Origin of the sequence: Streptomyces sp. NBC_00203, assembly GCF_045206325.1 — a bacterium.
In the GTDB taxonomy this organism is placed as follows: domain Bacteria; phylum Actinomycetota; class Actinomycetes; order Streptomycetales; family Streptomycetaceae; genus Streptomyces; species Streptomyces lutosisoli.
The window spans coordinates 1,785,885-1,799,988 of sequence record NZ_CP108126.1 but is presented as its reverse complement, the minus strand read 5'-3'; the positions used below and the strand labels follow the sequence as shown (position 1 = coordinate 1,799,988).

General features: G+C 70.8%; 14 protein-coding genes and 1 riboswitch. Of the genes, 10 read left to right on the top strand and 4 right to left on the bottom strand.

What is annotated here, in order from left to right:
* Window positions 1–173 precede the first annotated feature (173 nt).
* Complete coding sequence (locus OG975_RS08360; protein WP_406336198.1) at window positions 174–1,289, top strand: glycoside hydrolase family 6 protein; 1,116 nt, start codon at window positions 174–176, stop codon at window positions 1,287–1,289.
* Here the strand turns inward: OG975_RS08360 and OG975_RS08355 are convergent.
* On the bottom strand, window positions 1,271–2,665 hold the full coding sequence (locus tag OG975_RS08355) for a uracil-xanthine permease family protein (RefSeq protein ID WP_406328482.1): 1,395 nt from the start codon (window positions 2,663–2,665) through the stop codon (window positions 1,271–1,273). The two genes, OG975_RS08360 and OG975_RS08355, sit on opposite strands and share 19 nt — an antisense overlap.
* 133 nt (window positions 2,666–2,798) lie before the next feature.
* Here OG975_RS08355 and OG975_RS08350 point away from each other — a divergent pair, with 133 nt between their 5' ends.
* Both OG975_RS08350 and OG975_RS08345 read left to right on the top strand, forming a co-directional pair.
* Window positions 2,799–4,073, top strand: coding sequence for an alginate lyase family protein (locus OG975_RS08350; protein ID WP_406328481.1), 1,275 nt, complete (start codon window positions 2,799–2,801; stop codon window positions 4,071–4,073).
* Window positions 4,074–4,191: 118 nt separating this feature from the next.
* Complete coding sequence (locus tag OG975_RS08345; protein WP_406328479.1) at window positions 4,192–4,650, top strand: acyl-CoA thioesterase; 459 nt, start codon at window positions 4,192–4,194, stop codon at window positions 4,648–4,650.
* Here the strand turns inward: OG975_RS08345 and OG975_RS08340 are convergent.
* The gene (locus OG975_RS08340; RefSeq protein WP_406328478.1) at window positions 4,610–5,821 is read right to left on the bottom strand and encodes an MFS transporter; all 1,212 of its coding nucleotides are present in this window, start codon (window positions 5,819–5,821) and stop codon (window positions 4,610–4,612) included. The genes OG975_RS08345 and OG975_RS08340 overlap by 41 nt on opposite strands.
* 122 nt (window positions 5,822–5,943) lie before the next feature.
* Between OG975_RS08340 and OG975_RS08335 the strand changes: the two genes are divergently transcribed.
* Window positions 5,944–7,134 carry an ROK family transcriptional regulator gene (locus tag OG975_RS08335; protein WP_406328477.1) on the top strand — a complete coding sequence of 397 codons (1,191 nt, stop codon included), beginning with the start codon at window positions 5,944–5,946 and terminating at the stop codon, window positions 7,132–7,134.
* A 223-nt stretch (window positions 7,135–7,357) separates the two neighbouring features.
* Here the strand turns inward: OG975_RS08335 and OG975_RS08330 are convergent, their stop codons facing one another.
* Window positions 7,358–8,113, bottom strand: coding sequence for an SDR family oxidoreductase (locus OG975_RS08330; RefSeq protein ID WP_406328475.1), 756 nt, complete (start codon window positions 8,111–8,113; stop codon window positions 7,358–7,360).
* Between the two features lie 148 nt (window positions 8,114–8,261).
* Window positions 8,262–9,152 (bottom strand): RNA polymerase sigma-70 factor, encoded by an 891-nt coding sequence (locus OG975_RS08325; protein WP_406328474.1) that lies wholly within the window; start codon window positions 9,150–9,152, stop codon window positions 8,262–8,264.
* Between the two features lie 353 nt (window positions 9,153–9,505).
* A riboswitch (FMN riboswitch) is annotated at window positions 9,506–9,636 on the top strand.
* A gap of 152 nt (window positions 9,637–9,788) precedes the next feature.
* Here OG975_RS08325 and OG975_RS08320 point away from each other — a divergent pair.
* The 6 genes from OG975_RS08320 to hisG are packed head-to-tail and all read left to right on the top strand — an operon-like array spanning window position 9,789 to window position 14,096.
* Entirely contained in the window at window positions 9,789–10,403 is a 615-nt protein-coding gene (locus OG975_RS08320; protein ID WP_406328473.1) for a riboflavin synthase, read from the top strand.
* Entirely contained in the window at window positions 10,400–11,038 is a 639-nt protein-coding gene (locus OG975_RS08315; RefSeq protein WP_406328472.1) for a nicotinamide riboside transporter PnuC, read from the top strand. Before OG975_RS08320 ends, OG975_RS08315 begins: the two co-directional genes overlap by 4 nt.
* Window positions 11,035–12,333 carry a bifunctional 3,4-dihydroxy-2-butanone-4-phosphate synthase/GTP cyclohydrolase II gene (locus OG975_RS08310; protein WP_406328470.1) on the top strand — a complete coding sequence of 433 codons (1,299 nt, stop codon included), beginning with the start codon at window positions 11,035–11,037 and terminating at the stop codon, window positions 12,331–12,333. The genes OG975_RS08315 and OG975_RS08310 overlap by 4 nt, the downstream gene beginning before the upstream one ends.
* 59 nt (window positions 12,334–12,392) lie before the next feature.
* A complete protein-coding gene (gene ribH / locus OG975_RS08305) occupies window positions 12,393–12,878 on the top strand; it encodes a 6,7-dimethyl-8-ribityllumazine synthase (protein ID WP_330303127.1) in 486 nt (161 codons plus the stop codon).
* Between the two features lie 34 nt (window positions 12,879–12,912).
* Window positions 12,913–13,185, top strand: a complete 273-nt coding sequence (locus tag OG975_RS08300; protein ID WP_327427198.1) for a phosphoribosyl-ATP diphosphatase — start codon at window positions 12,913–12,915, stop codon at window positions 13,183–13,185.
* Between the two features lie 50 nt (window positions 13,186–13,235).
* The gene (hisG, locus tag OG975_RS08295; protein WP_406328468.1) at window positions 13,236–14,096 is read left to right on the top strand and encodes an ATP phosphoribosyltransferase; all 861 of its coding nucleotides are present in this window, start codon (window positions 13,236–13,238) and stop codon (window positions 14,094–14,096) included.
* The last annotated feature ends 8 nt before the right edge of the window (window positions 14,097–14,104 follow it).

Sequence of the window (14,104 nt, the reverse complement as noted above, 5' to 3'; positions counted from 1 at the left end):
GGGGGCAGCGTCCCAGTCCTAGGCTGGCCGGAGTGCCGCCGGGCCGGACGCTTCCCCAGAACGGGGGAACAGGTGCGTGGCGGAAGTGGGGGGAGCAGTAATTGTCAGGCTTACGTGCCCAGCGGCTGGCCGCGCGCAGGGCCGAGCGCAGGCGGGCCGCCCGGCGCGGCGCCATGGTCGCGGCGGCCTCGGTCGTGGTCGCGGTCGGCAGCGCCACGGGGATGATGTCCGCGCTCGACGGCAACCGCCCCTCCGACGACGCCAGACCGCTGGTCACCCGCTCGCCGAGCCTCCAGCCGCTGCCTGCCGTACCGACGCCGTCGCGCACGTCGGCCTCGCCGTCCCAGGCCCCCTCCGCATCCCCGTCGCCGAAGCCGGCCCCGAAGCCCTCCCCGAGCAAGAAGAAGCCGGTGACCGTGGCCGCACCCGCCCTGCTCTACCGCCACCCCGACTCCCAGGTCCTCGACTGGGTCGCGGCCCATCCCGGCGACTCGCGTCGCGACGTCATCGAGTCCCGGATAGCCGACCGCCCGGCCGCCGTCTGGTTCGCGGACTTCACACCGGCCACCATCACCGCGCGGGTCAGGGCGGTCACCTCGGCGGCCGCCGCGCAGGGCCGGGTCCCGGTCGTCGTGCCGTACGCGATCCCGCAGCGCGACTGCGGCGGTGCCTCGGAGGGCGGGGCGCCCGACCTCGCCGCGTACGACGGCTGGATCGACAAGTTCGCGGCGGGTCTCGGCTCCGGCGAGGTCATCGTCATCCTGGAGCCCGACTCGATCGCCCAGTCCGACTGCCTCACCGAGGGCCAACAGGCCGACCGGTTCGCCTCGCTGGCCCGCGCCGGCCGCGTCTTCAAGGCCGCGAACCCCAAAGCCCGTGTCTACTACGACGCCGGCCACTCCGACTGGAACCCCGTCGACAAACAGGCCTCGCTGCTCGACCAGGCGGGCGCCGCCTCACCCGCCTCCTCCGACGGCATCTTCACCAACGTGTCCAATTTCCACCGTACGAGCGACGAGATCGCGTACGCCCGGCATGTGCTGTCCGCGCTCGGCGGCCCGGCGAGCCTGGGCGCCGTCATCGACACCAGCCGGAACGGCAACGGCGCCCCGCCCGACGGCGAGTGGTGCGATCCGGCGGGCCGCAAGATCGGACAGGCGCCGACCCTGAACACCGGGGAGGCCGGGATCGACGCCTATCTGTGGGTGAAGCTGCCGGGGGAGTCCGACGGGTGCAAGGGCACGCCGGGGACCTTCTCGGCGGAGTACGCCTATGAGCTGGCGCGCTGATCCTCGGCCTCGTCGTACGAGGAGGTGCCCTCGTCCAGCAGCGGCTCCTGCGTCTTGAGGTGGGCCGGAGCCATCGCCCGCAGCGCGTGGTAGCCGGTGATCACGACGAGGGTGCCAAGGGCGATGCCGTTCAGGGAGAAGTTGTCCGTGAACTTCAGCGTGACGCCGCCGACGCCGATGATGATGCCCGCGGCGGCCGGCACCAGGTTCAGCGGGTTGCGCAGGTCGACCCTGGCGTTGAGCCAGATCTGGGCGCCGAGCAGGCCGATCATGCCGTACAGGATGACGGTGATGCCGCCGAGGACGCCGCCCGGGATCGCCGCCACGATCGCGCCGAATTTGGGGCAGAGGCCGAAGAGGAGGGCGAAGCCCGCGGCGGCCCAGTAGGCGGCGGTCGAGTAGACGCGGGTCGCGGCCATCACGCCGATGTTCTCGGAGTACGTGGTGTTGGGCGGGCCGCCGACCGCGGTGGAGAGCATCGAGGCGACGCCGTCCGCGGAGATCGCGGTGCCCAGCTTGTCGTCCAGCCGGTCGCCGGTCATCTCGCCGACGGCCTTGACGTGACCGGCGTTCTCGGCGACCAGCGCGATCACGACCGGCAGCGCGACGAGGATCGCCGACCACTGGAAGGTGGGGCCGTGGAAGGACGGCAGCCCGATCCAGTCCGCCTTGCCGACGCCGGAGAGGTCGAGCCGCCAGTGGTCGGTGACCTTGCCGCTCGCGTCCACCGAGTGGATCCTGCCGAAGATCCGGTCGAAGGCCCAGGAGATCCCGTACCCGAAGAGCAGCCCCAGGAAGATCGCGATCCGTGACCAGAAACCGCGCAGGCAGACGACGGCCAGACCGGTGAAGAGCATGGTGAGCAGCGCGGTCCACTGGTCCTGCGGCCAGTACGTGGACGCGGTCACCGGCGCGAGATTGAAGCCGATCAGCATGACGACGGCGCCGGTCACGATCGGCGGCATCGTGGCGTGGATGATCCGCGCCCCGAAGCGCTGCACCGCGAGTCCCACCAGGAACAGGGCGATGCCCACGACGAACACCGCGCCCGTCACGGTCGCGCTGGTGCCGCCCTGCGCGCGGATCACGGCGGCGACGCCCACGAAGGAGAGCGAGCAGCCGAGGTAGCTGGGCACACGGCCGCGCGTCGCGAGCAGGAAGATGACCGTCGCGACGCCGGACATCATGATCGCGAGGTTCGGGTCCAGGCCCATGAGAACGGGCGCGACGAAGGACGCCCCGAACATGGCCACCACATGCTGGGCCCCGAGCCCGAAGGTGCGGGGCCAGGAGAGGCGTTCATCGGGGCGGACGACCGCTCCGGGGGCGGGCGTCCGCCCGTCGCCGTGCAGTTTCCAGCGCACGCCGAGGTCCATGGTGAGGCTTCGCTTTCTCTGTACGTGAATCTGTCCGGACCATTGTCACGGCTAACCGGCGGTCCTACGCTCGCACGGTCCTACTCATGAACTGCGTTCACATACCTGATCTCTTTGCTGATCGGAGTGCTCAATGAGTGCAAGACCCGCACGATCCCGTCTGGGCATCCTGCTGGCGGTCGTGGCCACCGTGGCGACCGTCGCCGTTCCCTCCGCCGCGGCGCACGCGGCTCCACAGGTCCCCAAGACCGCCGTCCTCGACGGCAGCCGGCTCCAGCAGACCCGGATGCGCCTGGACCACGGTGACCCCCAACTCGGCCGCGCTCTGAAGGACTTGACGGCCCGCGCCGACAACTGGCTGGACCAGGGCCCCTGGACAGTCGTCGACAAGCCGAAGCCCGCCCCAGGCGGCGACGTCCACGACTACCTCAGCCAGGCGCCGTACTGGTGGCCCTCGCAGCCCAAGACCGCCGACAACCCCTGGGGTTGCCCCTACGTCCAGCGCGACGGCCAGCGCAATCCCGAGGTCGACACCGGCACCGACCGCCAGGACGTCGAGAAGGTCTTCGACTCGACGTACGACCTCTCGCTCGCCTGGTACTACACCGGCAAGAAGCAGTACGCCGAGAAGGCCGCCACCGTCCTGCGCACCTGGTTCCTCGCCCCGGACACCCGGATGAATCCGAACCTGAACCACGGGCAGTTCATCCCCTGCAAGTACGACGGCCGGGCGATCGGCATCATCGACTTCTCGCAGTCCTACACCAGCGTCCTGGACGCCATCGCGATCCTGGACACGGGCGCCCCCGGCTGGTCCAAGGGCGACCGCACCGCGATGCGCGCCTGGAACACCGACTTCCGCGACTGGCTGGCGAACAGCGCCTTCGGCAAGGAGGAGGGCGCCGCCAAGAACAACCACGGCACCTTCTACGACATGCAGCTCGCCGCGCTGGCGTACGCGATCGGCGACCGGGACCTCGCCCGCCGGACCGTCCTCGACGCACGCGCCCTGCGGATCGACCCGCAGATCGCCGCCGACGGCAGCCAGCCCCAGGAGCTGGCCCGCACCCGCAGCTGGCACTACTCGACCTTCGACCTGGTCGCCTACACCCGGCTCGCGGCCATCGGCCGGCATGTCGGCGTGAACCTCTGGTCGTACGAAGGACCGGACGGCCAGAGCCTGTTCAAGGCGGTCGACTATCTGCTGCCCGCGGCGACGGGCGCCGAGCCGTGGGCCCACCCGGAGCTGGAGTTCCACCGGTTCGCGGCGAGCGACATCGTGCACGCGGCCGCCGACGCGGGGGACCGGGCCGCACAGGCCGCCGTGCCGAAGCTCGAAACGCCGCCCGGCGGTGACCTGTGGGCTCTGCGCCCTGCGGCGGAGCAGCTGGACTCGATCGCGGGCTGAACCCTCCCGGCCGGGGCTTCTGAGCGTTTGCTTAGGATGAGGTGTCCTTTTCAGCCACGTCCAGCCGATCGCGTCCGCCGGATCGGCTCGCATCCCGTACGTCTCAGGAGCCCCGCCCGTGACCGCCGAAGCCCCCGTCGCCCCAGCCCTCTCATACGGGCAGCTTCTCCCCGTCACCGTCCACTTCGACGACCTGGACGCACTCGGGCTGCTGCACAACGCCCGCTACCCGGTGATGGCCGAGCGCGCCTGGACGGCCCTGTGGAGCGAGCGCGGCTTCGGCTTCGCGGGCGACTGGGAGGCGGCGGGCGACTTCTGCAACGCCGTCAAGGAGCTCCGGATCAGCTACGACGCTCCGGTGAACCGGCCGGGCGCGTACGCCGTCCACATCTGGCTGGAACGGCTCGGGAACACCGGACTGACCTACGGCTTCCGCTTCTGCTCGGCCGATGGCGCGGTGACGTACGCGCACGGCACCAGGGTCCTCGTCCGGCTCGACGCCGGGACGCTGCGCCCGACGCCGTGGAGCGACCGGTTCAGGGCCTTGGGTCAGGAACTGCTGCGCTCGCAGGACTGACCTTCGGACGGTCACGGTCGCCCGCACGCAGCACGCCCGCGAGCACGGCGAGCCCGCACGCCAGCACCGTGACCAGCCCGAACGACACCACCAGACTCGTCGCCTGCGCCACCGTGCCGATCAGACTCGGCGCGATCAGACCCGAGGTGTACGTGATGGTGGCGACGCCCGCGATGGCCTGGCTGGGGTTGGGGCCACTGCGCCCTGCCGCCGCGAAGCAGAGCGGGACGACGACCGCGATACCGAGGCCGAGCAGCGCGAAGCCGCCCATCGCCACCGCCGCGTCGTCCGCGACGACGATCAGCAGTCCGCCCACCACGGCCAGCGCGCCGCCCGCCCGTACGGTGCGCACCGCCCCGAAGCGGTTCACCACCGCGTCGCCCACCAGCCGGGCGATCGCCATGGTCAGCATGAAACCGGTCGTCGACGCCGCCGCGAGACCGGCCGAGGTGCCCAGCTGGTCCCGCAGATAGACCGCCGACCAGTCCAGGCTCGCGCCCTCCGCGAACACCGCGCAGAAGCCGACCGCGCCGATGAGCAGGGCGGACTTGGGCGGCAGCGCGAACCTCGGCGGCGGCTCCTCGTCCTCGGCGGGCTGAAGATCGAGCACCCAGCGGCAGGCGGTCACGCCGAGGAGCGTGAGGACCGCCGCCGCCAGCGCGTGGTGCAGACGCGCGTCGGAGCCCAGGTGCGCGGCGAGCGTGCCCGCGGCCGAGCCGATCAGGGCGCCCGCGCTCCACATGCCGTGCAGCCCGGACATGATCGACTTGTCGAGGAGGCGCTCGACCTCGACGCCCAGCGCGTTCATGGCGACATCGGCCATCCCCGCCGTGGCGCCGTAGGCGAACATCGCCAGACACAGGGTGAGGAGGTTCGGCGCCAGCGACGGGAGGATCAGGGCCATCGTCCACAGGGCGATCAGCCCGCGCAGCGCCGCCCGGGACCCGAAGCGATGGGTGATCCGTCCCGCCAGCGGCATCGAGCAGGAGGCCCCGAACGCCGTGAAGGCGAGCGCGAAGCCCAGCTGGCCCGCCCCGACCGAGGCGTGGTCCTGGATCCAGGGGACGCGGGTCGCGAACGAGCCCGTCACGGCGCCGTGCACCGCGAACACGGCGGCGACGGCGTACCGGGCGCGCTTCACCTCGCCCAGGTCGTGGACCACGTCACTCATTTTCTCCGCCCCTCCCGGCTCTGCTCCCCGTGCTGCCGCCGTAAACTATCAGGAAGCCTGCCTGATAGATAGGCGATATACCGGCCGTCCAGGGACGGCGGCTGATCTGGGAGGATCCCGGCATGCCCGCATCACCGAGCACCGCCCGGGCCATCAACGACCGGCTCGCCCTGCGGCTGTTGCAGCAGGAAGGCCCGTTGACGGCAGGGCAGTTGAAGCAGCTCACCGGACTGTCCCGGCCCACCGTCGCCGACCTGGTCGAACGGCTGACGGCCGCCGGACTGATCTCGATCGTCGGGGAGTCCGGGGAGCAGCGCCGTGGCCCCAACGCCCGCGTGTACGGGATCGTCGCCGACCAAGCCCATCTCGCCGCCCTCGACGTACGCACCGAGGGCGTCTCCGTCGTCGTCTCCGACCTCCTCGGCGCGGAGCTCGCGCGGGCGTCGGTGCCCATCGCGGACGACATCGGCACGGGGCCCGCCGTCGAGCAGGCGGTCACGCTGGTGGAACGCGCGGCCAAGGAGGCGGGGGCGGAGCGGCTGCACACAGTCGGCATCGGGGCACCCGGCCTCATCGACCCGGCGACCGGCGAACTCCGCGACTCCTCCGGCCTTCCCGAGTGGCACCGCCGGCTGGTCGCCGCCCTCCAGGAACGCCTGCCCGCCCGCGTCCTGGTCGAGAACGAGACGAACCTCGCCGCCCTCGCCGAACAGCGCGACGGCGCCGCGCGCGACCGCGACACGTTCGTGCTGCTGTGGCTGGGCCATGGCACCGGTGCCGCGGTGATGCTCGACGGGCGGCTCCGTCGCGGTGCCTCCGGCGGCACCGGCGAGATCGGCTTCCTCCCTGTGCCCGGTACCTCGGCGCTTCCCTCGGCGACGGACTGCGAGGGCGGATTCCACTCCCTGGCCGGGGCGGCGGCTGTGGCCGCGCTGGCGGAGCGGTACGGGGTCGTGGCGGACCCCACTCCGCACGAACCGTATGCGGCGGCGCTGGTGAGGCGGGCGGTGGCCACCCCCGACGACCCGGACTCCGCCGGCTTCCTCGACGCCCTTGCCGACCGTCTCGCCATCGGGGCCGCGTCCGTGATCGCCGTGCTGGATCCCGGGTGTGTGGTTCTGGGGGGTGAGGTCGGGCAGGCGGGGGGTGACGTGCTCGCTGCGCGGGTCGAGGAGCGGCTGGTGCGGATGTCGCCGTTGCCGACGTTGGTGCGGGCGAGCGTGTTGGGCGGTGGTGCGGTGTTGCGCGGCGCCCTGCTGACCGCCCGCGACGGCGCCCAGGACGAACTGTTCGCCCCGCCGCCGGCCCGGTAGCCCCGGGGGTTCTTCGCCCCCGCCGCCCCTACCCGTCCCATCCCCAGGGGCTCCGCCCCTTCGACCCCGGGTGCGGGTGGGTGGGGGCTGGTCCAAAAGATTGCGCAGTTCCCCGCGCCCCTTTTAGGGGCGCGGGGAACTGCGCAATCTTTTAGGGGGGTCTGGGGGCGCAGCCCCCAGGGATGGGACGGGTAGGGGCGGCGGGGGCGAGGAACCCCCCGGGTCACCGCTTCGACTCGCTCCCGAACCGGCCCGCCAGGTAGTCCTCGAACGTGCCCTTCCCCACCGCACGCCGCGGCGTCAGGTGCCCCCCGTCCCGGAACGCCCGATACGCCTTCCCCGCAAGCCGCAGCCTGGCGAGCGGGCGCCGCTTGCCCGTGGCGCGCAGATAGGCACCGGCCAGCGAGGGAAACGTACGGACCTCCGGCCCGCCCATGTCCTCGACGCGCCCCGCGGGGGAGCCGACCGCCAGCTCGGCCAGCCGGCCGGCGACCTCGGCGACCTCGATCGGCTGATCGCTGACACCCGCGGGGACCAGCAGGACCGGCAGCTTGGTGAGGGCCGCGAGCAGCTGGACCACGAGATCGTGGAACTGGGTGGTGCGCAGGATCGTCCAGCCGAGCCCCGACTCCTCGATCAGCTTCTCCACGGCGAGCTTGGCCTTGTAGTAGCCGAGCGGCACCACATCGACGCCGACGATGGAGATGTAGACCAGGTGCGGTACACCGGCCCGGCGCGCGGCCGCGATCAGATGCGCGGCGGCCTGCTCGTCGCCTCCGCGCGGCGACGTCGCGCAGTGGACGATCGCATCCACACCCTCGACCGCGGCGTCCAGCCCGGCACCACCCTCGCGCAGATCGACGGCGTACGGCTGAGCGTGCCGGCTCAGCACCCGCACCTCGTGCCCGTCCGCCCTCAGCCGCTCGACGACGAGCCGGCCAAGGGTTCCGGTACCGCCGGTCACCAGGATCGTGGTCATGCTGTTCAGCCCTTTCGGACGTCGGACGGCTCCCGGGTGGAGCGCCCTTCGTCAGCTGAGACCGGACAGCCGCGGAGAATGTGACAACGCCGGGCGTTGATGTGGTGGGGCGGTGGGGCCGTGCTCCACCCGGGACCGGTGGATGGCCCTACACCCGTGCCAGCTGGCGGCCCGCGAACTCCAGCTTGTCGGGGTTCACCACCGCCCGCACCTCCGTGCACACGCCCTCGTGGAACTCGAATGTCACGACGCTCAGCAGCCGGTCGTCGGCCCGGGCGACCAGCGCGGCGTGTCCGTTGACCTCCGCCACCACGAAGTCGACGTCGCCCGACACGTGCCTGCCCAGGAGGCCCGCCAGGAACCGCAGAACCTTCTCGCGCCCCTCGATCGGCCGCCGTGCCGCGGAGACCTTGCCGCCGCCGTCGGACCACCAGGTCACCTCCGCCGAGAACAGGCTCTCCAGACCGGCCAGATCGCCCTCGCGGGCCGCCGTGAGGAACGATTCGACGAGCCCGGCCTGTTGCTCGGGTGCGGCCTTGAAGCGGGCCTCCGGCGCGGCGACCCGCTGCACCGCCCGCCGGTACAGCTGACGGCAGTTGGCCTCGCTCAGCTCCAGTACGCCGGCGATCTCCCGATGGCCGTACGCGAAGGCCTCCCGAAGGACGTACACCGCGCGTTCGGTCGGGGTGAGCCGCTCCAGGAGGACCAGCAGGGCCAGGGACACGGCGTCGCGCTGCTCGGCCGACTCCAGGGGGCCGAGCGTGCCGTCCGAGGTGATCACCGGCTCGGGCAGCCACGGCCCTGCGTACTGTTCGCGCCGCGCGCGGGCCGAGGCCAGCCGGTTGAGACAGAGATTGGTGACGACCTTGGCGAGCCAGGCGCCGAGGCGCTCGACCGCCGCGTGGTCGGCGCCGCTGAAGCGCAGATACGCGTCCTGCACGATGTCCTCCGCGTCCGCGGCGGAACCGAGCATGCGGTAGGCCAGCCCGAACAGCCGCGGGCGATACGTCTCGAAGTCGTCGGCGAGGCTCGTTGTCACGCCCCCACCCTGGCAGAGCCCGGGTTGGAGACCCGGCGGCGGGGCAAGGGCCTCCGTCACCGCCGCCGGGCCGATCGGGGGGTGGCGACAAGTCAGGGTGTCGACAAACCTGTTCGATGAAGTGGTGATGTCGACGAAGCGGTGATCGTGAAGATCACGGTGATCGCCGACTTTAAATGGACTAGACCAGAGCGTCAATAGGTATGGACCAGTCTCAAGGGTGTGTGGCCGGAAGGAAGTTGGCCACTCGCGCGTCGCCGCAGAAGTCCATCCGTATGGCCTGTGAGCCAGCCCACAGGCGTTCGCCCGCATGGGCGTCGATCAGGCGTGGCACACTGGCCCTGTACCAGAAGCAGCGCACTCCGGGGTCGGTGAAATTCCGAACCGGCGGTTACAGTCCGCGACCCGGCCGCTTCCAGCGGCCGGTTGACCAGGTGAAATTCCTGGACCGACGGTTAAAGTCCGGATGGGAGGCAGTGCGCGGCGGGCGGGCATTCGTGCGCGCTGCCGTTTGTTGCGACTTGTCCTGTGGGACGAGTCTCCTTTCGGCGTCGCTCCCGGTGTCGCTGTCCGCTCATTCTGTCGTCATCGACAGGCCCCGGAGTCCGTGCCCTATGAGGCAGGAGGACCCGGGAAGTGTTCACCGGAATCGTCGAAGAGCTGGGTGAGGTCACCGCCGTCGAGATTCTCGACGACGCCTCGCGTTTCCGGCTGCGTGGCCCCGTCGTCACGCAGGGCGCGCAGCACGGCGACTCCATCGCCGTCAACGGAGTCTGTCTCACGGTCGTCGAACACGAGGGCGACGAGTTCACCGCCGACGTCATGGCGGAAACCCTGGACCGCTCCAGCCTCGGCGCCCTGACCGTCGGCTCCCGCGTCAACCTCGAACGCCCCATGGCCGTGGGCGAGCGCCTCGGCGGGCACATCGTGCAGGGACACGTCGACGGCACGGGCACGGTCATCGAGCGCAAGCCGTCCGAGAACTGGGAGATCGTGAAGATCTCGCTCCCCGCGGACCTCTCCCGCTACGTGGTCGAGAAGGGCTCCATCACCGTCGACGGCATCAGCCTGACGGTGGTCGACGCGGGCCCTGACTACTTCACCGTCAGCCTCATCCCCACCACCCTCGACCTGACCACGCTCGGCCTCAAGAAGCCCGGCGACCCGGTCAACCTCGAAGTCGACGTCATCGCCAAGTACGTCGAGCGGCTGCTCGGCGACCGCGCCACCGCCGAGGGGGCCGGCAAGTGAACTGGCTCAACTCCGAGGCCTTCACGCTGTTCGGCCAGCACATCAAATGGTCGGACATGATCGGCAACGTGATCGGTCTGATCGCCCTCGCGCTCGGCTGGCGGCGCTCCATCTGGAGCTGGCCCGTCCAGTTCCTCTCCGGCGTCATCCTCTTCGCGGCGTTCGCGACCGCCCACCTCTCCGGCAGCGCCGGCAAGCAGGTCGTCGTCATGGTCGTCGCGGTGTACGGCTGGTGGCAGTGGAACCGCGGAAAGGGCCAGGACGGCTCCATCGCGGTGCGGTTCGCCACCTGGCGTGAGCGTGCCGCGATGGCCGGTGCCGCGGCCATCGGCACCGTCGCGGTCGCCGCGCTGTTCTTCGCGTACCCGTCCCTCTCCTGGGACCCCTGGCCGGACGCGTACATCTTCGTCGGCACCATCGTCGCGATGTACGCCCAGGCGCGCGGCATGGTCGAGTTCTGGTTCGCCTGGCTGCTGGTCGACCTGGTGGGCGTGCCACTCAACTTCGCCAACGGCTTCGCCTTCTCCGGTTTCGTCTACGTCCTGTACGGCGCGCTCGTCCTGTGGGGCATGCGCGACTGGTGGCTGCGCTCCCGCAAGGCCGGGCAGCCCGTCCTGGAAGGAGCCCCGGCATGACTACGGCGCCGGTTTGGTACAGCACCGGGCACGATCTTGATGCCTCGGACTTCGCGCTCGATCCGGTCGAGCAGGCCATCGCCGACATCGCGGCGGGCCGCCCGGTCGTGGTCGTCGACGACGAGGACCGGGAGAACGAGGGCGACCTCGTCATCGCCGCCGAGAAGGCGACCCCCGAGATCGTCGCCTTCATGATGAGCGAGTGCCGCGGGCTGATCTGCGCGCCCATGGAGGGCGACGAACTGGAGCGGCTCCGGCTCCCGCAGATGGTCGACGACAACACCGAGTCGATGAAGACCGCGTTCACGGTGTCGGTGGACGCGTCCGCCGCTCACGGTGTGACCACCGGCATCTCGGCGTCCGACCGTGCCACCACGCTTCAGCTCCTCGCCGACGGCACCGCCCAGGCCGACGACTTCGTCCGCCCCGGCCACATCTTCCCGCTGCGCGCCAAGCCCGGCGGCGTCCTGGTCCGCAACGGCCACACCGAGGCCGCCGTCGACCTGGCCCGCCTCGCGGGTCTGCGCCCGGCCGGAGCGATCGTCGAGATCGCGGGCGAGGACGGCCGCATGCTCCGGCTGCCCGAGCTGATCCCCTTCGCCCGCAAGCACGGCCTCACGATCATCTCCATCGAGGACCTGATCGCCTACCGCCGTACCGCCGAACCCACGGTCCGGCGCGAGGCGAAGACCCAGCTGCCCACCGCCTTCGGTGAGTTCACGGCGTACGGCTACCGCTCCATCGTCGACGGCGTCGAGCATGTCGCCCTCGTGCACGGCGAGATCGGCGACGGCGAGGACGTCCTCGTCCGCGTCCACTCCGAATGCCTCACCGGCGACATCTTCCACTCGCTGCGCTGCGACTGCGGCCCCCAGCTCCAGACGTCCATGGAGCGCATCCAGACCGAGGGCCGGGGCATCGTGGTCTATCTGCGCGGCCACGAGGGACGCGGCATCGGGCTGCTCTCCAAGCTGCGCGCGTACGAGCTCCAGGAGCGCGGCCGCGACACGCTCGACGCCAACCTGGAACTCGGCCTGCCCGCCGACGCCCGGGACTACGGCGCCAGCGCGCAGATCCTGGAGGACCTCGGCGTGCGCAGCCTGCGCCTGATGACCAACAACCCCGACAAGACCGACGCGCTCGTCCGGCACGGCCTCAAGGTCAGCGGCCGGGAGCCGATGCCCGTACAGGCGGGCGAGCACAACCTCCGGTACCTGCGCACCAAGCGGGACCGGATGGGTCACGACCTGCCCTGGCTGGACACGACCACCGTGTCCGCCTGCGGCAACCAGTAACAGGCAATCCACAACAAACGGCACTATCGGCAACACAGCAAGCGGCACTGAGGAGAGACGTGAGCGGCAAGGGTGCACCTGAACTGTCCGTACGCAACTGCGGCGACCTGCGCGTCGCGGTCATCGCGGCACAGTGGCACGAAAAGGTGATGGACGGCCTCGTCGACGGCGCGCTGCGCGCCCTGCACGAGCTGGGAATCGACGAGCCGACCCTGCTCAGGGTCCCGGGCAGCTTCGAGCTCCCGGTCGTCGCCAAGGTCCTCGCGGGCCGCGGCTACGACGCGATTGTCGCGCTCGGCGTCGTCATCCGCGGCGGCACCCCGCACTTCGAGTACGTGTGCCAGGGCGTCACCAACGGCCTCACCCAGGTCTCCATCGACACCGGTGTCCCCGTCGGCTTCGGCGTGCTGACCTGCGATACCGAGGAGCAGGCCCTCGACCGCGCGGGCATCGAGGGCTCCAACGAGGACAAGGGACACGAGGCGGTGACCGCCGCCGTGGCGACCGCGGCCACGCTGCGCTCAGTATCTGAACCCTGGCGCTGAGGCAGGGGCGGTAGCGCGTAGGGTGGGCGGCATCATGTCCAAGAAGACGTTCGAGGAGCTGTTCACCGAGCTCCAGCAGAAGGCCGCCAACGGCGACCCCGCCACTTCGCGCACCGCCGAGCTGGTTGGCAAGGGCGTCCATGCCATCGGCAAGAAGGTCGTCGAAGAGGCCGCCGAGGTCTGGATGGCCGCCGAGTACGAGGGCAAGGACGCCGCCGCCGAGGAGATCTCGCAGCTGCTCTACCACGTCCAGGTGATGATGGTCGCGCGCGGCATCTCCCTCGACGACGTGTACGCCCACCTGTAAATCCCCCTGTTCCGCAGACACATCCCCTTCACGCAAAGGAAGCCGACCTCATGCTGCGCATCGCCGTCCCCAACAAGGGTTCCCTGTCAGGCCCTGCGGCGGAGATGCTGCATGAGGCCGGCTACCAGCAGCGCCGGGAGTCCAAGGAACTGCGGATCGTCGACCCGGAGAACGAGGTCGAGTTCTTCTACCTCCGCCCCCGCGACATCGCGATCTACGTCTCCTCCGGCCGTCTCGACATCGGCATCACCGGCCGTGACCTGCTCATCGACTCGGGCGCCAAGGCGGAGGAGATCCTCCCGCTCGGCTTCGCCCGCTCGACCTTCCGCTTCGCCACCAAGCCCGGCACAGCCAAGGGCGTCGAGGACCTCGCGGGCATGACGGTCGCCACCTCGTACGAGGGCATCGTCGCGGGGCACCTCGCCGACCACGGCATCGACGCCTCCGTCGTCCACCTCGACGGCGCCGTCGAGACCGCCATCGAGCTGGGTGTCGCCGAAGTCATCGCCGACGTCGTCGAGACCGGCACCTCGCTGCGCAACGCGGGCCTGGAGGTCTTCGGCGACCCGATCATGAAGTCCGAGGCCGTCGTCATCCGCCGTGTCGGAGCCGACACCTCGGACGAGGACGCCGAGCCCAAGGTGCAGCAGTTCCTGCGCCGCCTCCAGGGCGTCCTGGTGGCCCGGACGTACGTGATGATGGACTACGACTGCCGTGCCGAGCACCTGGAGAAGGCCGTCGCCCTCACGCCCGGCCTGGAGTCGCCGACCATCTCGCCGCTGCACAACGAGGGCTGGGTCGCCGTGCGCGCCATGGTCCCCGCCAAGGAGGCCCAGCGGATCATGGACGATCTGTACGCGCTCGGCGCGCGGGCCATCCTGACCACGGCCATCCACGCCTGCCGGCTCTGACGGGACCG

What these genes read in the sequence shown, in the direction of transcription:
- OG975_RS08360 (WP_406336198.1), top strand. Translation starts at nt 174, where the DNA reads ATGGTCGCGGCGGCCTCGGTCGTGGTCGCGGTCGGCAGCGCCACGGGG.
- OG975_RS08355 (WP_406328482.1), bottom strand. Translation starts at nt 2,665, where the DNA reads ATGGACCTCGGCGTGCGCTGGAAACTGCACGGCGACGGGCGGACGCCC.
- OG975_RS08350 (WP_406328481.1), top strand. Translation starts at nt 2,799, where the DNA reads ATGAGTGCAAGACCCGCACGATCCCGTCTGGGCATCCTGCTGGCGGTC.
- OG975_RS08340 (WP_406328478.1), bottom strand. Translation starts at nt 5,821, where the DNA reads ATGAGTGACGTGGTCCACGACCTGGGCGAGGTGAAGCGCGCCCGGTAC.
- OG975_RS08335 (WP_406328477.1), top strand. Translation starts at nt 5,944, where the DNA reads ATGCCCGCATCACCGAGCACCGCCCGGGCCATCAACGACCGGCTCGCC.
- OG975_RS08330 (WP_406328475.1), bottom strand. Translation starts at nt 8,113, where the DNA reads ATGACCACGATCCTGGTGACCGGCGGTACCGGAACCCTTGGCCGGCTC.
- OG975_RS08310 (WP_406328470.1), top strand. Translation starts at nt 11,035, where the DNA reads ATGACTACGGCGCCGGTTTGGTACAGCACCGGGCACGATCTTGATGCC.
- OG975_RS08300 (WP_327427198.1), top strand. Translation starts at nt 12,913, where the DNA reads ATGTCCAAGAAGACGTTCGAGGAGCTGTTCACCGAGCTCCAGCAGAAG.
- hisG (WP_406328468.1), top strand. Translation starts at nt 13,236, where the DNA reads ATGCTGCGCATCGCCGTCCCCAACAAGGGTTCCCTGTCAGGCCCTGCG.